The organism is Collimonas humicola (assembly GCF_018304945.1).
In the GTDB taxonomy this organism is placed as follows: Bacteria; Pseudomonadota; Gammaproteobacteria; order Burkholderiales; family Burkholderiaceae_D; genus Collimonas; species Collimonas humicola.
In genome coordinates this window covers 156,195-176,506 of the sequence record NZ_JAGQEE010000005.1, presented here as the reverse complement: position 1 = coordinate 176,506, position 20,312 = coordinate 156,195, and the positions used below count along the sequence as shown (strand labels likewise).

General features: G+C 60.8%; 21 protein-coding genes. 12 read left to right on the top strand and 9 right to left on the bottom strand.

The features are described from left to right. Genes KHU30_RS16640 through hemC form a run of 3 tightly spaced genes read right to left on the bottom strand, consistent with a single transcriptional unit; the run spans position 1 to position 2,967 of the window. Positions 1 to 1,200, bottom strand: coding sequence for a uroporphyrinogen-III C-methyltransferase (locus KHU30_RS16640; RefSeq protein ID WP_211443743.1), 1,200 nt, complete (start codon positions 1,198 to 1,200; stop codon positions 1 to 3). Next, positions 1,197 to 1,976: a uroporphyrinogen-III synthase gene (locus KHU30_RS16635; protein WP_211443742.1), complete on the bottom strand. Its 780-nt coding sequence runs from the start codon at positions 1,974 to 1,976 to the stop codon at positions 1,197 to 1,199. The genes KHU30_RS16640 and KHU30_RS16635 overlap by 4 nt, the downstream gene beginning before the upstream one ends. 49 nt (positions 1,977 to 2,025) lie before the next feature. Then, positions 2,026 to 2,967, bottom strand: coding sequence for a hydroxymethylbilane synthase (gene hemC / locus KHU30_RS16630; RefSeq protein ID WP_211443741.1), 942 nt, complete (start codon positions 2,965 to 2,967; stop codon positions 2,026 to 2,028). 265 nt (positions 2,968 to 3,232) lie between these two features. Between hemC and ppc the strand changes: the two genes are divergently transcribed. Next, complete coding sequence (gene ppc / locus KHU30_RS16625; RefSeq protein ID WP_211443740.1) at positions 3,233 to 6,112, top strand: phosphoenolpyruvate carboxylase; 2,880 nt, start codon at positions 3,233 to 3,235, stop codon at positions 6,110 to 6,112. An 81-nt stretch (positions 6,113 to 6,193) separates the two neighbouring features. Here ppc and KHU30_RS16620 read toward each other — a convergent pair whose 3' ends face one another. Then, positions 6,194 to 6,673 carry a GNAT family N-acetyltransferase gene (locus tag KHU30_RS16620; protein ID WP_211443739.1) on the bottom strand — a complete coding sequence of 160 codons (480 nt, stop codon included), beginning with the start codon at positions 6,671 to 6,673 and terminating at the stop codon, positions 6,194 to 6,196. Between the two features lie 258 nt (positions 6,674 to 6,931). On the opposite strand from KHU30_RS16620, the gene KHU30_RS16615 reads away from it, so the two are divergent. The 7 genes from KHU30_RS16615 to KHU30_RS16585 all read left to right on the top strand — a co-directional run bounded on the left by KHU30_RS16615 (position 6,932) and on the right by KHU30_RS16585 (position 12,305). Then, entirely contained in the window at positions 6,932 to 7,669 is a 738-nt protein-coding gene (locus KHU30_RS16615) for a GntR family transcriptional regulator (protein ID WP_211443738.1), read from the top strand. A gap of 28 nt (positions 7,670 to 7,697) precedes the next feature. Then, positions 7,698 to 8,450: a transporter substrate-binding domain-containing protein gene (locus KHU30_RS16610; RefSeq protein WP_407928099.1), complete on the top strand. Its 753-nt coding sequence runs from the start codon at positions 7,698 to 7,700 to the stop codon at positions 8,448 to 8,450. Between the two features lie 27 nt (positions 8,451 to 8,477). Next, on the top strand, positions 8,478 to 9,158 hold the full coding sequence (locus KHU30_RS16605) for an amino acid ABC transporter permease (protein ID WP_211443736.1): 681 nt from the start codon (positions 8,478 to 8,480) through the stop codon (positions 9,156 to 9,158). Next, positions 9,155 to 9,811, top strand: a complete 657-nt coding sequence (locus KHU30_RS16600; RefSeq protein WP_211443735.1) for an amino acid ABC transporter permease — start codon at positions 9,155 to 9,157, stop codon at positions 9,809 to 9,811. Before KHU30_RS16605 ends, KHU30_RS16600 begins: the two co-directional genes overlap by 4 nt. Beyond that, a complete protein-coding gene (locus tag KHU30_RS16595) occupies positions 9,792 to 10,520 on the top strand; it encodes an amino acid ABC transporter ATP-binding protein (protein WP_211443734.1) in 729 nt (242 codons plus the stop codon). The genes KHU30_RS16600 and KHU30_RS16595 overlap by 20 nt, the downstream gene beginning before the upstream one ends. A gap of 102 nt (positions 10,521 to 10,622) precedes the next feature. Beyond that, positions 10,623 to 11,678 carry an adenosine deaminase gene (locus KHU30_RS16590; protein ID WP_211443733.1) on the top strand — a complete coding sequence of 352 codons (1,056 nt, stop codon included), beginning with the start codon at positions 10,623 to 10,625 and terminating at the stop codon, positions 11,676 to 11,678. Positions 11,679 to 12,047: 369 nt separating this feature from the next. Further along, positions 12,048 to 12,305 carry a DUF1488 family protein gene (locus KHU30_RS16585; RefSeq protein WP_211443732.1) on the top strand — a complete coding sequence of 86 codons (258 nt, stop codon included), beginning with the start codon at positions 12,048 to 12,050 and terminating at the stop codon, positions 12,303 to 12,305. A gap of 72 nt (positions 12,306 to 12,377) precedes the next feature. Here KHU30_RS16585 and KHU30_RS16580 read toward each other — a convergent pair whose 3' ends face one another. Then, the gene (locus tag KHU30_RS16580; RefSeq protein ID WP_211443731.1) at positions 12,378 to 12,818 is read right to left on the bottom strand and encodes a multidrug/biocide efflux PACE transporter; all 441 of its coding nucleotides are present in this window, start codon (positions 12,816 to 12,818) and stop codon (positions 12,378 to 12,380) included. Between the two features lie 109 nt (positions 12,819 to 12,927). Here KHU30_RS16580 and KHU30_RS16575 point away from each other — a divergent pair, with 109 nt between their 5' ends. Together KHU30_RS16575 and KHU30_RS16570 are read left to right on the top strand one after the other, a co-directional pair. Beyond that, positions 12,928 to 13,797 carry a LysR family transcriptional regulator gene (locus KHU30_RS16575; protein WP_211443730.1) on the top strand — a complete coding sequence of 290 codons (870 nt, stop codon included), beginning with the start codon at positions 12,928 to 12,930 and terminating at the stop codon, positions 13,795 to 13,797. Between the two features lie 76 nt (positions 13,798 to 13,873). Continuing rightward, positions 13,874 to 14,032, top strand: a complete 159-nt coding sequence (locus tag KHU30_RS16570; protein WP_211443729.1) for a hypothetical protein — start codon at positions 13,874 to 13,876, stop codon at positions 14,030 to 14,032. Positions 14,033 to 14,594: 562 nt separating this feature from the next. On the opposite strand, the gene KHU30_RS16565 is transcribed toward KHU30_RS16570, so the two are convergent. Next, the gene (locus KHU30_RS16565; RefSeq protein WP_230427430.1) at positions 14,595 to 15,656 is read right to left on the bottom strand and encodes an oxidoreductase; all 1,062 of its coding nucleotides are present in this window, start codon (positions 15,654 to 15,656) and stop codon (positions 14,595 to 14,597) included. A 215-nt stretch (positions 15,657 to 15,871) separates the two neighbouring features. Next, on the bottom strand, positions 15,872 to 16,234 hold the full coding sequence (locus KHU30_RS16560; RefSeq protein ID WP_211443728.1) for a hypothetical protein: 363 nt from the start codon (positions 16,232 to 16,234) through the stop codon (positions 15,872 to 15,874). 187 nt (positions 16,235 to 16,421) lie between these two features. Between KHU30_RS16560 and KHU30_RS16555 the strand changes: the two genes are divergently transcribed. Continuing rightward, positions 16,422 to 16,643 carry a hypothetical protein gene (locus KHU30_RS16555; RefSeq protein WP_211443727.1) on the top strand — a complete coding sequence of 74 codons (222 nt, stop codon included), beginning with the start codon at positions 16,422 to 16,424 and terminating at the stop codon, positions 16,641 to 16,643. Positions 16,644 to 16,747: 104 nt separating this feature from the next. Here the strand turns inward: KHU30_RS16555 and KHU30_RS16550 are convergent, their stop codons facing one another. Both KHU30_RS16550 and KHU30_RS16545 read right to left on the bottom strand, forming a co-directional pair. Next, the gene (locus KHU30_RS16550) at positions 16,748 to 16,996 is read right to left on the bottom strand and encodes a hypothetical protein (protein WP_211443726.1); all 249 of its coding nucleotides are present in this window, start codon (positions 16,994 to 16,996) and stop codon (positions 16,748 to 16,750) included. 76 nt (positions 16,997 to 17,072) lie between these two features. Further along, positions 17,073 to 17,774, bottom strand: coding sequence for a 4'-phosphopantetheinyl transferase family protein (locus KHU30_RS16545; protein ID WP_211443725.1), 702 nt, complete (start codon positions 17,772 to 17,774; stop codon positions 17,073 to 17,075). 589 nt (positions 17,775 to 18,363) lie between these two features. On the opposite strand from KHU30_RS16545, the gene KHU30_RS16540 reads away from it, so the two are divergent. Next, entirely contained in the window at positions 18,364 to 20,049 is a 1,686-nt protein-coding gene (locus KHU30_RS16540; RefSeq protein ID WP_211443724.1) for an MFS transporter, read from the top strand. Positions 20,050 to 20,312 lie beyond the last annotated feature (263 nt).

The following is a 20,312-nucleotide window of genomic DNA, read 5'->3' as shown; positions in this document are numbered from 1 at the left end:
CTATGGCTTGCCTTTGTAAGTACGGATCGCCGCGGGGCTGTCCAGCGCCGGCATGGTGATCGAAAGATTGCTGTTCTGGACCTGCTTCAGCATGGTCTGCACGGTCTGCGTCTGTTTGGCACGGGTATCGAAATACTTGGTGATGGTTTCCTGCGCCGCAATCAGGTCGCTGCGGAAAGCCGATTCATTGCGCGACAACAGGCCCAGGCGCGCATTGAGCAAGCGCAGCTTCAGGTTCTCGCGGGCGTAGTAGGCCTGGGTCGGCGACAGCAGCAAGGCATCCGGCGTCGCTACCGTGCGCACCCGTATCAGCTGGCTGATTTCGGTCCACATTTCAGAGCTCCAGCTTTGCCACAGGTCGTGCACGCGGTTTTTCCAGTCGGTCACGGCAGCGTCGGTGGCGGCCTGCGACTTGGCGATATTGGGGTTGGCCGCAACCTTGGCCGGCTTGGCCTTGCTGCTGAGCGGCGCCTGGTTGCTCGGCTGGCTGATGCCGGACACCGGCTTTTCATCCGACAGCAGCGGCATGCTGTCGATCTGGCCGATGACGCTGTCCAGGCGCACGGCGATGCCGGTCACGTCCAGCGTCGGCAGGGCCTTGAGCTTTTCGATATCGCTGGCGATGGCGCGGCGCACGATGATGAATTGCGGCTTGTCGGAGCGCGACAGGTTCTTGTCGGCATTCTGCAAGGCGATCAGGGCGCCCTGGACATTGCCGGCCAGTTGCAGCTGCTGGCTGGCGGTCGACAGCACTTCTTCGACTTCCGACAAGGCTTGCTCGTCGCCATTCTTCGACAGATCCTTGTACAGCTGCTCCAGCGCCAGTTGCTGGCTTTGCGACTCCAGCTGCTTGCTCTCCAGGACGCTGACCTTGCCTTGCAACTCCTTGGTACCTTCCTGCACCGACTTCACCAGCACCTTGGTTTCGGTATTGGTGCTGTCGCCAGCTTGCAGGCGGCGCGCGATTTCCTGGCGCAGCTTGTTGTTTTCGCTATGCATCACCCACCACTGGCCAGCCAGCAGCGCGGCCAGCAGCAGCAAAGCCAGGTACACCAGGCCCAGCGGCCTGCCGCCGCCTTTGCCGCTGTTGATCGGATAAGGCTGCAGCACCGGCTGCGCTCCCGAGGACGGCGATGTCGCCGCGCTCGCGGCGGGACCAGCGGACTGGTTCAATTCTGGAGTGGGTATCGATTCGTTCATAGCGGGAATTGTAACGCGGCTAGCAGCCGTTCGTCGCCTGAGCCGGTGAGAGTAACGTCGCTAAATCCAAGCGCATGTGCAGTTTCGGCAATACGGGCATGTGGCACAAGGAGATGCTGCTGTTGGATTTTTGCAACACCGCTGCCGCTTTCGACCTGCCGCACCAGTTCCAGCAGATGCCGCAACGCCTCCGAACTGGTGATTATCCAGTCATTCCGGCTGTCCAGCAGTTGCTGCAGCCGGCTTGCGAGCTCCGTGTCCAGCCGCGGCGCCTGGCGCCGATAGGCGGCAATCGCCTGCACCTGGATGCCGGCCGCCAGCAAGGCATCGGCAAAAAATTCGCGGCCGCTTTCGCCGCGCACCAGCAGCACTTTGGCGCCGCGCAAGGCGTCCAGGTCGAGCGCCTGCAACAAGCCTTCCGAGTCGGTGCGGGCCGGATCGGGCGGACTGAAGATGGTAGCGTTTTGCGCGGTCAGGCCGTACTGCGCCAGCGCTGTCCGGCTGCCCTCGCCGACGATGCCGATCGCCACCTGCCGCGGCCAGCTGGAAACATGGCGCATGGCGGCGTCGATCGCGTTCGGACTGACAAACACCGCCAGGGCGTAGTCGTCGAGCCGCGCCAGCACCGCCTGCAAAGGCGCGCTATCGCGCAAAGGCAGGATTTCCAGCAAGGGGAAGACAATAGGCTGGCGGCCGCGCGCCGCAATCTGTTGCGCCAGCGCCGCGGCTTGCGCCGCCGGCCTGGTGATGATGACGGGAGATGGGCTGGGCGACATAGGCATTAGATGGCTGGCCGCACTGCTTGCGGAAATGGCGTGCGGCGCACTAGGCCTCCCGGCAAAGCGCACGAATTGCCGCCGCACCCTGCGCCGCCAGCTCCTCGGCAATTTTTCCGCCCAGCGCCTGCGGCGCATCGGCCGCGCCGCACGCGTCGGCGGTCACCACCTGCTTGCCGTCCGGAGTGCCGATCATGGCGCGCAAACGCATTTGCGGGCCGTCGATGGTGGCGAAGGCCGCCAGCGGAATCTGGCAGCTGCCGCCGAAAGCGCGCGACAAGGTACGCTCCGCTGTCACCGCCTGCGCGGTCGGCAAATGGTTCAAGGGCGCCAGGATGTGCTGCAGATCGGCGCGGTCTTCGCAAATTTCAATCGCCATCGCGCCCTGCCCCGGCGCCGGCAGGCTCTGTTCCGGCTCGATCAGCGCCTTGATCCGGTCCGCCAGGCCCAGCCGTTTCAGGCCGGCGGCGGCCAGGATGATGGCGGCGTATTCGCCGCGGTCGAGCTTGGCCAGCCGGGTGTCGAGGTTGCCGCGCAAGGGCTTGATCTGCAGATGCGGGAAGCGGGCGGCGATCAGCGCCTGGCGGCGCAGGCTGCTGGTGCCGACCACGGCGCCGGCCGGCAACTGCTCCAGTCCGGCGTAGTCATTGGAAACGAAAGCATCGCGCGGATCTTCCCGCTCCAGCACCGCCGCCAGCGCAAAGCCGGGCGGCAGATCCATCGGCATGTCTTTCAGCGAATGCACCGCCAGGTCGGCGCGGCCTTCCGCCATCGCCACTTCCAGTTCCTTCACGAACAGGCCCTTGCCGCCCACCTTGGACAAGGTGCGGTCAAGAATTTGATCGCCGCGGGTGGTCATGCCGAGGATTTCTATATTACAGTCTGGATATAATGCAGATAAGCGCGCACGCACGTGTTCCGCTTGCCACATGGCGAGCCGGCTTTCACGCGATGCAATGATCAACTTGGAGGGGGAGGATATTTTCGACACAGGTTCTTTCAGATTTTAGCTAGTACGCTAGGCAACCTTGATACGACAGATGTCGCCGGCCAGAGTTATCTGACCGCCAACAAGCCAGATCAAAACCGCGCAACGAAATGCATGATTTTCATCGCGGATTTTAACATGCGCTCCCTGCAGTCTCAGTTGTATATCCTATATCGGAATAGCTATACCGCAAGCGTTTGACCCTTGGTTAGTATCTGTTGCACGCCCTTCGTCCCTCACCCCAGAAAAGCTGATTGCACTCGTTATTATGGCAAAACAATTGAATTCTGCTGTCCAGGTAAAAAAATCCCCCCCCAACAAAGATGCGCCGCTCAAGGAAGATATCCGCCTGCTGGGCCGCTTGCTGGGCGATGTGCTGCGCGAACAAGAGGGCGACGCGGTATTTGAAGTGGTGGAAACCATCCGCCAGACAGCGGTGCGCTTCCGCCGCGAGTCGGACCCGCAAGCCGGCGCCGATCTCGACAAGCTGTTGAAAAAACTTACCCGCGACCAGACCAATTCGGTGGTGCGGGCGTTTTCCTATTTTTCGCACCTGGCCAATATTGCCGAAGACCAGCATCACAACCGCCGCCGCCGCGCCCACCTGCTGGCCGGCTCGGCCGCGCAAGCCGGCAGCGTCGCCCATGCCTTGGGCAAACTGGATGACGCCGGCGTTTCCGGCGCCACCGTGCGCAACTTTCTCAAGGATGCCTTGATTTCCCCGGTGCTGACCGCCCATCCGACCGAAGTGCAGCGCAAGAGCATCCTCGACGCCGAGCGCGATATCGCCCGCCTGCTGGCCGAGCGCGACCGCCCGCTGACCGCCAAGGAACTGCGCGAGAACACCGAACTGCTGCGCGGCCGCATCGCCACCCTGTGGCAGACCCGCATGCTGCGCTATACCAAGCTGACCGTGGCCGATGAAATCGAAAACGCCCTGTCCTACTATCGCATCACCTTCCTGCGCGAACTGCCGGCCCTGTACGACGACATCGAAGGCGAGATCGCCACCCAGTTCCCGACCCGCGGCCGCCAAAGCAGCGCCGAACTGGCGCCGTTCGTGCAGATGGGCAGCTGGATCGGCGGCGACCGCGACGGCAATCCGAACGTCAACGCCGGCACCATGCAGCGCGCGCTGACACGGCAATCGACCACCATTTTCGATTTCTACCTGGAAGAAGTGCACGCCCTCGGCGCCGAACTGTCGGTGTCGACCCTGATGGTCAGCGTCAACCAGGAATTGCTGGCGCTGGCGGAAAATTCGCCGGACACATCGGACCATCGCGCCGACGAACCCTACCGCCGCGCCCTGATCGGGATTTACGCGCGGCTGGCCTCGACCGCGCGCGAACTGGGCGCCACCAACATCCTGCGCCAGGAAGTCGGCGCCGCGGCCCACTATACGGCGCCGCAGGAATTCACCCGCGAATTGCAGATCGTCGAAGACTCGCTGCGCGCGCACCATGGCAGCGCCCTGGTCAAGCCCCGGCTGGCGACGCTCAAGCGCGCCTCCGAGATTTTCGGCTTCCACCTGGCTTCGCTCGACATGCGCCAGAGTTCCGACGTGCATGAGCGGGTGCTGACCGAGCTGTTCGCGCAGGCGCAGGTGGAAGGCGCCTACGACAAGCTGAGCGAAGAACAGAAGATCGACCTGCTGCTGGCCGAACTGGCCAAGCCGCGCCTGCTGTACTCGCCGTATATCGACTACTCCGACGAGACCGTGTCCGAGCTGGCTATCCTGCGCGCGGCCGGCGAGATGCGCAAACGCTACGGCGCGCGCTCGATCCGCAACTACATCATCTCGCACACCGAAACCGTGTCGGACCTGCTGGAAGTGTTGCTGCTGCAGCAGGAAACCGGCCTGCTGCGCCCCGACAGCAAGGACAAGGCCGCAAAGGATGGCAAGGATGGCAGCGGGCTGGAAGTGATGGTGATCCCGCTGTTTGAAACCATTCCCGACCTGCGCCGCGCGGCTGCGATCATGGAACAGTTCATGGCGCTGCCGCCGGCAGCACGCCTGATCGCCAGGCAAGGCAAGCTGCAGGAAGTGATGCTGGGCTATTCCGATTCCAACAAGGACGGCGGCTTCCTCACCTCCAACTGGGAACTGTACAAGGCAGAGATCCAGCTGGTGCGCGTGTTCGACCAGGCCGGCGTCAAGCTGCGCCTGTTCCATGGCCGCGGCGGCACCGTCGGCCGCGGCGGCGGTCCGAGCTACCAGGCGATCCTGGCGCAGCCGCCAGGCACCGTCAACGGCCAGATCCGCCTGACCGAGCAAGGCGAAATCATCGCTTCCAAATTCTCCAATCCGGAAATCGGCCGCCGCAACCTGGAGCTGCTGGTGGCGGCGACGCTGGAAGCGAGCCTGATGCCGAACACCGCTGACGGCAAGCAGATGAAAAAGCTGGGCGAGTTTGAAGAGCTCATGGATGGCTTGTCGGAACGCGCCTACCAGTCGTACCGCAACCTGGTCTATGAAACCCCGGGCTTCACCGACTACTTCTTCGCCGCCACGCCGATCGCCGAGATCGCCGAGCTGAACATCGGTTCGCGTCCTGCTTCGCGCAAATCGACGCGCCGCATCGAAGACTTGCGGGCGATTCCATGGGGCTTTTCCTGGGGCCAGTGCCGCTTGCTGCTGCCGGGCTGGTACGGCTTCGGCAGCGCCATCGAAAGCTGGCTGGAAGATAGTAACGACGGGGACAAAGACGCCAAGCTGAAAAGCCAGAAGCTGGCGACCCTGCGCGCGATGTACAAGGAATGGCCGTTCTTCGCCACCCTGCTGTCGAACATGGACATGGTGCTGTCGAAAACCGACCTGGCGGTGGCCTCGCGCTACGCCGGGCTGGTCACCGACCGCAAGCTGCGCAACAGCATCTTCAAGCGCATCGTCGACGAACATGAGCGCACCAGCAGCATCCTGTCGGCGATCACCGGCGCCAAAGACCGCCTGTCCGGCAATCCATTGCTGGCGCGCTCGATCAAGAACCGCTTCGCCTACCTCGATCCGCTGAATCACTTGCAGGTCGAGCTGATCAAGCGCCACCGCAGCGTGACCGCGGCTGGCCGCACGACAGAAGAACGCGTGAAGCGCGGCATCCATCTGAGCATCAACGGGATTGCTGCCGGCCTGCGCAATACCGGCTAAGCGTCCGCAAACAAGGGGAGCCAGAAAAACGGGCTCCCCTTTCAGTTCATGGCATTGTTTATCAACCGCTACTCACGCAATTCATAGCTTCTTCTGCAACAGCATGGCCTTCCCCATGGCCGGATTCAGTTCATAGCCTGCAAACCCGCTGGCCTTGTAGAGCGCCTGCGCCGGCAGGTTGCGTTCCAATACCTCCAGCGTGATCTTGCAGCAGCCGAGGCCGATGGCGACCTGTTCGACCTGTTGCATCAGCAGCCTGGAAATCCCCTGGCCGCGAAATGCCTTGGCCACCGCCAGGTCATGGATGTTCAGCAGCGGCTGGCAGGCGAAAGTGGAAAATCCCTCTATGCAGATGGCCAGGCCGGCGGGCAGGTCATCGGCAAACGCCAGCACTACGTGCACGTCGCTCCGCTTGCCGAGCGCGGCGATCAGGTTGGCTTTGGCGAAGTCGGTCAGCGGCTGGCCGCCGCCCATGGCGTCCATGGCGTAACCATTCAACAGCTCGACAATGGCGTCGGCGTGGCGGCGATTGGATAAATCAGCGTTGACTATCTGGGTCATTTCTCGATCCTGGTGAGTACTTCAAAAACAGCTTCGCAGATGTCCGTCATTTTGCCATGTGCGAGACAGGCACATCGTGCATTTTTGCTATCCGGACGTGTCCGGTACACCTGCCCAAAAAGCGCAGCCACGCCCCTTTTTAGTGACAAATTTCGACATAAAACACCAATTTGGTGAACTGATGCATCAATCTTGTATATCAGTCTGGTGCACCAGCTGGGGTTGGCAGCCTGGCACACGAATTGCTGTGCCATCAAGATGACCGCCGCCCCAAAATCCTCCACCCAGATCGCCGAACGGATCACCGAAGCGATGCTGGCGCGCAAACTTGCGCCCGGCACCCGTCTGGGCGAACAGCAGCTGGCGGAATTGTTTGGCGTCAGCCGCACCCAGATCCGCGAAGCGCTGACACGGCTGGTGACGCGCGGGATCGTCACGGTCAGCGCGCGCCGCGGCTGGTACGTGATCGAACCAACGCCGGAAGATGCGCGCGCGGCCTTTGAAGCACGGCGGGTGCTGGAACTGGGCCTGCTGCGCCATGCGCGGCCGATCAGCCCGGAAGCGATCCGCGCCCTGCGCCTGCATGTCGAGCGCGAACAGGCGGCGCTGGAAGGCGACGACGTCGCCAGCCGCAGCTTCCTGCTGGGCGACTTCCACGTCTGCCTGTGCGAATCGTTCGGCAATCCCTTGCTGGCCGACACGCTGCGCGACCTGACCACGCGCACCACGCTGACCGCCATGCAATACCAGTCATCGCACCACGCCAGGCAATCCTGCGCCGAACACGTCGGCATCGTTGCGGCGCTGGAAAACGGCGACCTGGAGCAGGCCGAACAACTGATGCACAGCCACCTGTGCAATGTGGAAGCAGGCCTGGAAGAATCGATGCACAGCGGCCGTGGCCCGCAGTCGCCGCTGCAGCAGGCGCTGGCGCCGCTCAATGAAAATTTCGACAAGCAGTCATTTGCAATACCACCCCAGCTGAAGGAGTTTTAACATGAAATTTCCCAAGATTCTGTTTGCCATGGTCGCCGTCACCGCCCTGTTCAGCACCACCGCCCGCGCCGATGCGCTTGACCAAATCGTCAAGAGCGGTGTGCTGAAGGTCGCGGTGCCGCAAGACTTCCCGCCGTTCGGCTCGGTCACCAGCGATCTCAAGCCGCAGGGCCTGGACATCGATGTCGCCACCCTGATCGCCAAGAAACTGGGCGTCAAGGTCGAACTGGTGCCGGTCACCAGCGCCAACCGCGTGCCTTACCTGCAGACCAAGAAGGTCGACCTGATCATTTCCAGCCTGGGCAAGAACCCGGAGCGCGAAAAGGTCATCGATTTCAGCGAAGCCTATGCGCCTTTCTATAATGGCGTGTTCGGCGGCGCCGACCAGAAAGTCGGCAGCGCGGCCGACCTGGCCGGCAAGACTGTCGGCGTGACGCGCGGCGCGGTGGAAGACCTGGAGCTGAGCAAGATTGCGCCGGCCAGCGCCACCATCAAGCGTTATGAAGACAATAACGGCACCATCAGCGCCTTCCTCTCGGGCCAGGTGCAGCTGGTGGCAACCGGCAACGTGGTGGCGGCGGCGATCATCGCCAAGAACCCGCCGAAGAAGCCTGAAACAAAATTCCTGATCAAGAATTCGCCCTGCTCGATCGGCCTCAACAAGGATGAGAAGAAGCTGCTCGACAAGGTCAACGCCATCCTGGCGGCAACCAAGAAGGACGGCGAACTGAACGCGATCAGCGTCAAGTGGCTGGGACTGCCGCTGCCGGCCAACCTGTAATCGCCATCCAGCCTCGGACTCAGTCTCATGAGCTATCACTTTGATTTCCTGGCCGCGTTCGACTATCCCGCCGTGCTCATCAAGGGTGTGTTGGTCACGATCGAGCTGATCGCCATCGGCGGCGTGCTCGGCATCGCAGTCGGCATCTGCGCCGCCTGGGCCAAGACCCAGGGACCGCGCTGGCTGCGGCCGCTGGTCAGCGCCTATGTCGAGCTGATCCGCAACACACCGTTCCTGATCCAGCTGTTTTTCATCTTTTTCGGGCTGCCCGGGGTCGGTTTGCAAATCACCGAGATGGAAGCGGCCTTGCTGGCCATGGTGATCAACCTGGGCGCTTATAGCTGCGAAATCATCCGCGCCGGCATCGCCGCCGTGGCGCGCGGCCAGATCGAAGCCGGACTGAGCCTGGCGATGACACGGATGCAGATCTTCCGCCACGTGATACTGCCGCCGGCCCTGCAAAAGATCTGGCCGGCCCTGTCCAGCCAGGTGGTGATCGTGATGCTGGGTTCGGCGGTCTGTTCGCAGATCGCGGTGGAAGAACTCGCTTACGCGGCCAACTTCATCCAGGGCCGCAATTTCCGTTCGTTTGAATCCTATCTGCTGTCCACCGCCGTCTACCTGCTGCTGGCCATCGGCCTGCGCCAGTTGCTGCGCCTGCTCGGCAACCTGTTGTTCGGACGGCGAACGCCAAAGGGGGCCGCATGATTTCGTTCTCGCTGTGGGATATCGTGCGCAACCTGCTGCTGGCCTTGCGCTGGACCGTGCTGCTGTCGCTGGCCTCGTTTGCCCTCGGCGGCCTGCTCGGCCTGATCGTGCTGTTCCTGCGCACCTCCAGGCAGAGCTGGCTGCGGCGCGCCACCAAAATGTACATCGAACTGTTCCAGGGCACGCCGCTGCTGATGCAACTGTTCCTGGCCTTTTTCGGCCTGGCGCTGTTCGGCCTCGACGTTCCCGCCTGGCTGGCGGCCGGCCTGGCGCTGACCTGCTGGAGCAGCGCCTACCTGGCGGAAATCTGGCGCGGCTGCGTGGAAGCGATTCCGCGCGGCCAGTGGGAAGCGTCATCGTCGCTGGCGATGACCTATCTGCAGCAGATGCGCCATGTGATCCTGCCGCAAGCCTTGCGCATCGCGATTCCGCCTACCGTCGGCTTCAGCGTGCAAATCGTCAAGGGCACCGCGGTCACCTCGATCATCGGCTTCGTCGAACTGTCGAAAGCCGGCACCATGATCACCAACGCCACCTTCCAACCGTTCACGGTGTATGCCGTGGTCGCGCTGATGTATTTCGCGTTGTGCTGGCCGCTGTCCAAATACAGTCAGTCTCTGGAAAGGAAATTCAATGGCACTCATCGCGATTGACAATGTAAAGAAGAGCTTCGGCGACAACCAGGTGCTGAAAGGTATCCGGCTCGACGTCGAAGCCGGCGAGGTGATCGCCATCATCGGCAAGAGCGGCTCCGGCAAGAGCACCCTGCTGCGCTGTATCAACGGCCTTGAAAGCATCGACGAGGGCAATATCAGCGTCGGCGGCGCCCACCTGGGCAAGAGCGAGCTGGAACTGCGCGCGCTGCGCCTCAAGGTCGGCATGATCTTCCAGCAGTTCAACCTGTTTCCGCACCTGACGGTCGGCCGCAACGTGATGCTGTCGCCGATGATCGTCAAGGGCGCCAGCGAAGCGGCGGCGCGCAAGTCGGCGCAGGACAACCTGGCGCGGGTCGGCCTGGCGGAAAAATTCGACGCCTACCCGGACCAGCTGTCCGGCGGCCAGCAGCAACGGGTGGCGATTGCGCGCGCGTTGACGATGCAGCCGCAGGCGCTGCTGTGCGACGAGATCACCTCGGCGCTGGACCCGGAACTGGTGAACGAAGTGCTGGCCGTGGTGCGCAGCCTGGCGGAAGAAGGCATGACCTTGCTGATGGTGACCCATGAAATGCGCTTCGCCCGCGAAGTCTGCGACCGCGTGGTGTTCATGCATCAAGGGAAAGTGCATGAAATCGGGCCGCCGGAAGAGATTTTTGCGCATCCGAAAACGGCCGAGCTGCAGCAGTTTCTGGGAGCTACCAACTGACGGCAGGCTGCCTGAAAATGGCAGCTTGCCGGCAAAAACGGGGGGACGCTTGCGCAATTCTGTAAAATTGCGGATTAGGCACCGTTAATAATGGAAGCACACATGAATTCAATAAGCACCACCCCGCCGCTTGCCGCAGACCTTGTCTCCTTCATCGAAGGCTTGCCGAAAGCGGAATTGCACCTGCATATCGAAGGCACGCTGGAACCAGAATTACTGTTTGCGCTGGCACAACGCAACAACGTCACCCTACCCTACGCCTCGGTCGAGGAACTGCGCGCCGCCTACGCTTTCACCGACCTGCAATCCTTCCTCGACCTCTACTATGCCGGTGCCGCCGTGCTGCAGACCGAGCAGGATTTCTATGACATGACCATGGCCTACATCGTCCGCTCGCGCGCCGACAACGTCCGCCATGCTGAAATCTTCTTCGACCCGCAAACCCATACCGAACGCGGCATCGCCATCGAGGTGGTGTTCGCCGGCATCGCCCGCGCCTTGCGCGAAGCGCGCGACCGGCATGGCTTCAGCAGCGCCGTCATCATGTCCTTCCTGCGCCATCTGTCGGAAGAAGAAGCCTTCGCCACGCTGGAAGCGGCGCTGCCGCTGCGCGCCGAGTACCGCGACCTGTGGATAGGCATCGGCCTGGATTCGGCCGAGCGCGGCAATCCGCCGGAAAAATTTGCGCGCGTGTTCGCCCGCTGCCGCGAACTCGGCTTCCACCTGGTTGCCCACGCCGGCGAAGAAGGTCCGCCGCAATACGTCACGGATGCGCTCGATGTGCTGCATGTCGAGCGCATCGATCACGGCGTCCGCAGCGAAGAAGATCCTGCGCTGATGAAACGCCTGGCGGAACAGCGCGTTCCGCTGACGGTATGCCCGCTCTCCAACCTCAAGCTGTGCGTGGTCGACGACATGCGCAAGCACAATCTGGCGCGCCTGCTGCACGCCGGCCTGGCGGTCACCGTCAACTCCGACGATCCGGCCTATTTCGGCGGCTACATGAATGCCAATTTCCTGGCGGTGGCGGCGTCGCTGCGCCTGAGCCGCACCGAGCTGGTGATGCTGGCGCGGAATGCCTTTGAAGCGACTTTCCTGCCGGCGGCGGCCAAACAACAGCTGCTGCTGGAGCTGGATGGCTATTGCATGGCGCATTGATCCTGCCGGTTCAGCCAGCGCCGTCTGAACCACCGGCGGACTTTACCGCAACCCGCCCCGCCAGCCTGGCGCGGCGGGTTTTTCACATGCGCGCGCGGACAAAAAAAAGCCCGCAGCGCTGAGGCTTGCGGGCTGAATCCAAACCTAGGAGGTGTTGGAGGAGACAGGTGTGACTATAACAATACGCCCCCTGTTTGTATGCTTTATAGTTCGCATACCTGATATTCGGGGAGTGCATAACAAAACTCAAAACCAGCGCTTGCATAGTCCTTGCCACCGGGACAGTTTGCGTACATCATTGGGGAGCAGCCAGATAGCCTGCCCTATCGATCCCGTCTGACTCTGCGCAACCGTATTATCGTGGAGACCATGATGGACAACGTACTTGCTGCACCTCTTCTCACTAAAGCCGGCATCCTGTTTTCGGTAACAGTCGAGTTCAAACAATATCAGTGCCTGGTGCCGGCAACCACTCTTTCCGACCTGTCGCATTCGAAAGATCCCAAGCTCGACCTGCTCGATACCTATCGGGCTTTCCAGAGCAAGATCGAAGGCGTCGCCCGCCGCCTGATCGGTGCCGGCCTGGAAGGAAAGCCGCTGGTGGTCGGCAGCGGCTATTTTCAATAATCTGGACCTTCGCCTGGAATTTTCAATCCGTCGCAGGCAGGCGCTGCCTGCGATGGCTGTGCACATCCCTGATCAATTATTAAGCAAGGCGCGCCGCTTCAACATCGCTTCGCGCAGCTTGTCGTAGCCCAGGTTGAACAGGAAGGTGTAAGGCAGGAAGAAAAGCAGCAAGCCGATGTCGAGAATCAGGGCGTCAAGCAGGCTCACGTCCAGCCACCACGCCACCAGCGGCACCACGATCGCCACCAGGCCGGCTTCGAATGCGACCGCATGCACCGCCCGGACCGCCATGGTACGGACGATCCGCCAGTGCCGTTCAACGCGGTCGAACATGGCGTTGAAAATCATGTTCCAGCTCATCGCCACCAGCGAGATCATCAGGGTCAGCGCGCCCGCATGCGCCATCGGCATTTTCATTACCCACGACAAGACCGGCGCGGTCAGGCCGACTGCCAGCGCTTCGAAAATCAGCGCGTGAGTAATGCGCTCACCCCAGGTTTTATTGGTATTCATATTGCCTCCGTTGCTTCAGAAATGTCTGACGCAAGGATTTTCTTCGATTAAGCTGATACTATCAAAGTAGTAACCATCGGATAAACCGATACATTGGAACCATTACGCCATGCGCCATTCGCTGGAAACCCTGTTCATGTTTGTCGAAGCGGCGACGCTGGGCTCGTTTTCCGCGGCGGCGCGCAAATTGGGCAAGCAGCAATCGACCGTCAGCGAAGCTATCGCCAACCTGGAAATCGACCTCGGCCTGCCCCTGTTCGACCGCACTACCCGCCGTCCCAGCCTGACGCCACAAGGCCAGGCGATGCTGGTGCATGCGCAGCAGGTGATCGAAGCCAGCGACCGCCTGGAACGCTCTGCCCACCGGCTGGCCGACGGCCTCGAACCGCAGCTGACGCTGGTGCTGTCGGATACTTACCAGTCGGACCGCTTTGAAGAAATCCTCACCAGTTTTGAACGGCGCTACCCCGAACTGGAGCTGGAATGCCTGATTGCGGAGCGCAACGACGTGGTAGCGCTGGTGCAAGAGGGGCGCGCCCATCTCGGGCTGGTGGCGGCGCAGGCGGATTACCCGCCGGATATCGGCTTCGAATCGGTGCCAGACCGCTCGGCCATCGGCCTGTATGTCGGCAAGCAGCATCCACTCGCCAAGGCGCGCCACATTACAACCGAAATGCTGCACAACGCGCGCGAACTGCGGCTCAGCACCTATGGCGAAGACAGCGCCGACGCGGTGCAGCGCCGCCGCGGCCGCTCCTGGACCGCCTCCAGCTACCTGCTGCTGCTGGAAATGACGGAACTGGGCTTTGGCTGGGCCGAACTGCCCTACTGGCTGGCCAAGCGCTTCGCCGCCCACAGCCTGCTGGAACTGCAGGTGCGCGGCTGGCCGAAAAGCATACAGGTCGATGCGGTCTGGTCGCGCCGCCGCGGACTGGGACCGGCCGGCAGCTGGCTGTTGGATACGCTGATGGCGCGATGAACGGCCGGGGTGAAGGACAAGCCTATCTGGCGCGAATTTTGCTCTGCTCCTGCATCACCCAGAAAGCCGACAAAAAATGTTAATCATCCTTGCCTCAGCCAGTTTCGCCGCCCTGCTCGCCATTTTCCTGCTGCGCAAAGAGCTCAAGACGCGCGGCTTCCTCTCCAGCTATAACCGCAACGCCCGCTCCAATGCCCGCCTGCAGCGAGGCCGGACCGTCAAACCCCGTCAATAAGCGGCAGCGACGTCCCCCGCTTCCTCCTTTTGTCGCAAGCAAAAAAAAAGCCCGCTGTACCTTGCGGCGCGGGCTAAATCCAATCCATAGGGGGAGTTGGAGGAGACGAAACCACTATAGGGCGAAATATTGCGCACTGCAATATAGTAAAAATACGGTGTCGGACGTAAAAAAACCTGCGGCCGCGAGGCAAGCAGGTTTTTTGCATTCATCAATACAGGAGAAGATTCCCGAAACCCAGACCTATCTGGAAAGTGGCTCCGACGTGTAACGAATCTACTCTTGTATTGGCCCGAATCGCATTTATCCGTATTTTTACAGCTGAATGCGACAGGCGATTGGTGGACAATACACAGTCTTTGCCAGGAAGGCAAGGAAAAATTGCCGAATGCTGCGCATCCGCCGCAAATTCCCCAGACAAAAAAAAGCCCGCGGACCTTGCGGTGCGGGCTTGAATCCAAACCTTAGGAGGTGTTGGAGGAGACAGGTGCAACTATATAGAGCCGATCTGCAAGCCGCCAATTTATTTAACGCATAACAGTTATTCACATGGATGATAGCGTTACCATTGCTTTGCAACATAAGGCAGCCGGCGCCCTTCTTCAGCGCTCTGGCGCGCCAGCTCAAGGATTTCGGCCACGCTGACGGCGGCATCCGGCGCCACTGGAAACGGCGCGCCATCCTGGATCGATGCCGCCACTGCGCGGTAAAACTCGACATAAGCGCCATCCAGGGTGGCCAGTTCGCCGCGTAAGTCGAGCGCGCCGTCCACTTCCCGGATCAGGCCTGGCGGATTGCTGGCCCAGCCCGGCTGGCCCGGCCTCAAGCCCGCCTTGAGCTGGTCTTCCTGGCTGTCCAGGCCGTTTTTCAGATAGCTGCCGCGGCGGCCGTGCAATACGAAGCGCGGCGCTTCCAGCGCGCTCAAGGCACTGGCATGCAGCACCACCTGCTTGTCGGCGTAGCCCAGCTGCAGGTGGACATAATCGTCCGCCTCGGCATGCTCGCGATAGGCGGCCACCGTCGCATTCACGGTTTGCGGCGCGCCGAACAGTAGCAGCGCCTGGTCGACCAGGTGCGGGCCGAGGTCGTACAGCAAGCCGCCGCCGCTGAGCGCATTCTCGCGCCAACGCTGCCGCACGGCAGGCCGGAAGCGGTCGAAATGCGATTCAAAATGAGTGATGTGACCGAGCCGGCCGCTGGCCAGCAGCGCCTGCACCGTGCGGAAATCACCATCCCAGCGGCGATTGTGGAACGGCGCCAGCAGCAGTTTGCTGTCGCGCGCGGTGCGCGCCAGGACGCGCGCCTCCTCGGCCGTCAGGGTGACCGGCTTGTCGACCACCACGTGCTTGCCGGCTGCCAACGTACGGCGGGCGAAATCGAAATGGGTGTCGTTGGGCGTCGCAACGACGATGCAATCGATGGCCGGATCCGCCAGCAAGGCGTCCAGGCCGGCAACGATGCGCGCTTGCGGCCATGCTTGCCTGGCGATGTCCGCCTGGCTGCTGGCGATGGCGCTGACCTCGGTGCGGCCGGAATGGCCGATCAGCGGTGCATGGAAGGTGGCGCCGGCAAAGCCGTAGCCTAGCAGGCCGATTTTCAGCAAGGGCTTGGTATTGGTATGCAAAGTCAGACTCCGAACAGAATTGCGGAAACATTATCCACAGTAAAAGTTACCCACAGAAATTGTGGACAGTCCTGTGGATAACCATCAATGATTTCAATCAAGTCTTTGATTCATATAGATTTTTACCGAACGCACAAGCTTGATACTCCGGGCATAACCTGCCGGGCTTGTTTTTTTACGCAAAACAAGCCGGCCTGGCGCCCCACGCACGGCGCCTAGCCGGCTGCAGAGTCAATATCCGCCAGCGATTCGCGCCCTTTGTCGGTAATGTCGAAACCGTCGCCGGCCGGCCTGGCGCTGATGTGGCCCTTTTTGCCGAGGAACATGGCGACGTCGGCCGCCAGCTTGGCGCCGGGATCGTTCGCCACGGCGCGCAGGCCGTCAATGCAATTCCTGATGAACAGGGTCTGCTGCCCTTTCTCGGTCAATGACAGGCCGCCGTTTTTTTCATAGGCGATGTATTTCAGGCCGGCCAGGCGCTTGGTGTTCCTTGCCACGCAAGCGCTCACCCTGCCGTGCGCTCCCTTGCCTATCTGTCCCAGGGCGTCGTATTCATCTCTTGTCAAACCGTCGTTCATTACTGCTTCCTCTGTAGAATTTGCCACGCTGCGGCCCTCATGGTACGCGCCGCAACGGCTAGCGGCAATGGATAGCAGCAAAGCGGGCAGGCGCGAGGCCGGATGAACGCATTGATTACTACAACCGTGAAATAAAATCTGGTATCGTTACCGCAGGTATTCCAACCTCGCGCACAAGGAGACATTTATGGATTTAACAGAAAAATTCGACGCCAAGGGCAAAGAAACAGGGAACGCCTATCATGTCGAGTGCTATAAAGACTCGATTGAAAGAGCGACTGCGAACGGCACCGTCGCATCCTTGCCGGGACGTGAAATCTACAAGCTGCATGACGGACGGGCGCTGACTCCGTATGCGGAAGGAAAATTTGTGATTGACCAGACCGGTGAAAAAATCGTAAGGGTCTAAGCCTAAGCTGCTTAGACTCTCGCTTTGGCCGACATCATGAAAGCCTGCGAACCGTGAGGACGCAGGCTTTTTCATTGGCCCAGCAAGATTGGATTGGAACCGCCCTACGCCCGCCCGCCCTCGCGCAGGGTCCTGATCAAAAGATCCGCCATGACATTGCCGTCAAACTCGCGGAATCCCCGCTGGTAGACCAGCGCGCCAACCGCTATCAGCCGGTACAGCTCTTCCTCTGTCAGCTTATAGGACAATTTGGCGATTTCATTGGCGAACATCTGTACGATGTCGTCGTCGCTGGTCAGCGGCACCTGGCGACTCGCCCTACCCCACATTTCGATGATCTTGGCTGCCTTCATAAAAAACCTCCAGAAGAATTCCAGTATAGATGCCGCACCGCAAATATCCAGTGGCTCGCAGCTATCGATCAGGCTGTCAGAATAGGCAAAGGGTGGCGATGTTGTCGCCTGAATAACGATAGCGGATGCAGTACTGGCTGCCTTTGACGCACTGTGGCGACAAGCTGCTCAGCAATCTCAGCATGAGGCTGCCTTGCGCCTCATCCAGTTCGCACACCTCGACGTCGAGGAAATCGAAGTAGCGGCCGACAAACGGATACAGCGCCTTGAACAGGCTTTCCTTGGCCGAGAACACCAGGCTCAGCCAGCGCTCCAGCGCCAGGCCGGCGCTGCTGCCGATGGCCACTTCGGCTGCTGTCATCAAATGCTCGACCAGCGGTTGCGCCGCCTCGCGGCTGAGCACGGTTTCGATATCGATGCCCAGGGCGTGCCATTCCTCGCTCACGGCCGCCACCGCGACGGCCAGGCCGTCGCCATGGCTGATCGATCCGATATAACCCTGCGGCCAGAGCGGCGCCCGATGCTCGCCGATTGCCAGCGTCCCGGCTCCGGCGCAACCTTGTTTTTGCAAGGCCCGCAGGGCGCACAAGCGGCCGGCGGCAAACTCGACCTGGCGCTTCAGCACGGCATTGGCCAGCGAAGCCGGCAGCACGATGCCGGCGGCTTTCAGGTCAGCCAGCTGGCCGCCATCGACGGCATAGCGCAGTCCGGCCTGACTGACTGAGTCTGGCAGTAGCGGCAAGCCGGCATCGGTCACAAGGTCTGCGGGAAATGGCATGGTTTTTCGATCAAGGTCTGGGGTTGCATCGCCGTCGCGCGGACGGTCAGACATTATAGCGCCCGGGCGAATTCGCCTGCGGACACAACCGCGACAATGCAAAAACCCGCACACCTTGCGGCAGCGGGTTCATCTGTCAACGGAATATCTGGTGCCGGTGATCGAGGCTACCGGCTAACCTGCTGATGGCAAGACACCCTTCGAAAAACACACATCCGGCTGGGTTCAGCTGGATTCGGCTTTATGAGTGAGCACTAAGTCAACACTTCGCATTTTACGCAACCAAGATGACAGCAGTATGACGGCGGCATGAGCACTATCGCCCCGGCCCCTGAAACAGGGACAAAAAAAGGCCCGTGATACCTTGCGGTCACGGGCCGAATCCAAACTCGGGGAGAGTGTAGAAGACGGAGTTATTTTAACTTCGCCGGAAAATCGGCACAGCTGTCAAAGTTGACAGGAAGCAATAAATAATACTTCGATATTTCCCCCATGTAAGTTTCTGTAAGTTTCAAGCAAGTCCCGCGTAAGGTTCGGGCCGCACACTCCGAATTAGCTGTACCAAATATAAATATTTTAGGAGACCAGCATGGCTACACTACAACCGACCGCAGGCGGGGTTAAACCCGCCAACCGCGGCCTGACCACAGAGGAGCGCAAGGTTATTTTTGCGTCGTCTCTGGGCACCGTGTTCGAATGGTACGATTTCTACCTGTACGGCTCGCTGGCGGCAATTATCGCCAAACAATTCTTTTCCGGCACCGACCCTAATACCGGCTTCATTTTTGCTCTGCTGGCATTTGCCGCAGGCTTCATCGTGCGGCCGTTCGGCGCGCTGGTGTTCGGCCGCCTGGGCGATATGATCGGCCGCAAGTTCACCTTCCTGGTGACGATCCTGATCATGGGCGCCTCGACGTTCATCGTCGGCCTCCTGCCCAATTACGCCTCGATCGGCATCGCCGCGCCTATCATCCTGATCACCCTGCGGATCTTGCAGGGCCTGGCGCTGGGCGGCGAATACGGCGGGGCCGCCACCTATGTCGCCGAGCATGCGCCGAACGACAAGCGCGGCGCGTTCACCTCCTGGATTCAAACCACCGCGACCCTGGGCCTGTTCCTGTCGCTGCTGGTGATCCTGGGCGTACGCAGCGCCGTTGGCGAAGAAGCGTTTTCAGCCTGGGGCTGGCGCATTCCCTTCCTGGTCTCCGTCATCCTGCTGGCGGTTTCGGTCTGGATCCGCCTGTCGATGAATGAATCGCCGGCGTTTGCCCGCATGAAAGCGGAAGGCAAGACTTCCAAGGCGCCGCTGACAGAAGCCTTCGGCCAATGGAAAAACCTCAAGCTGGTGATCCTGGCGCTGATCGGCCTGACCGCCGGCCAGGCGGTGGTCTGGTACACAGGCCAGTTCTACGCCCTGTTCTTCCTGACCCAGTCGCTCAAGGTCGACATGTCGACCGCGAACATCCTGATCGCATTGGCGCTGTTGCTGGGTACGCCGTTCTTCGTGATCTTCGGTACGCTGTCCGACAAGATCGGCCGCAAGCCGATCATCATGGCGGGCTGCCTGATTGCCGCGCTGACCTATTTCCCGATCTTCTCCGGCCTGACCCACTATGCGAATCCTGCGCTGGAAGCAGCGTTGAAAAGCGCACCGGTGATCGTCACCGCCGATCCGGCCGCCTGCCAGTTCCAGTTCAACCCGACCGGCACCAAGAAGTTCACATCGTCCTGCGACATCGCCAAAGCCAAATTGTCGGCGGCTTCGGTCAACTATGAAAACGTCGTCGGCGAAGCAGGTTCGGTAGCTACCATCAAGATCGGCGACAAGATCCTGACTTCGTACGATGCCAATGGCCTGTCGAAAGAAGACGCTGCCGCCAAGGACAAGGCTTTCTCGGCCGAACTGTCGGGCGACATCAAGGCAGCCGGCTATCCGACCAAGGCCGATCCGGAACAGATGAACAAGCCGATGGTGCTGTTGCTGCTGTTCATCCTGGTCATCTACGTCACCATGGTGTATGGCCCGATCGCCGCGATGCTGGTTGAAATGTTCCCTACCCGCATCCGCTACACCTCGATGTCGATGCCTTACCACATCGGCAACGGCTGGTTCGGCGGCTTGCTGCCAACCACGGCGTTTGCGCTGGTGGCCTTCAAGGGCGATATCTACTACGGCCTGTGGTATCCGATCGTGATTGCAGCCGTCACTTTCGTCATCGGCATGCTGTTTATCAAGGAAACCAAGGACTACGATATTTACCAAGCCGAGCGCTGATGAAAGATATGGCATATCCTTACGGTTATGCCTGAGCAGCGTAAATAAAGCCGCCGGATGATTCTGGCGGCTTTTTTCATTTTGCCAACTGTCCACGCGCCTCAATATTTGGTATTGTCAGGCGTTGGCAGCCGATAACCTTGAACTGAACCTGTAGCCCGCCGCTTTTAGACGGGATCGCCTAGACTAGAAACCTCCCTCATACGCCTCATCGCTGCCACCAATCACCTTATCCATGACTATCGCGCTGCTTCACGCCGCGC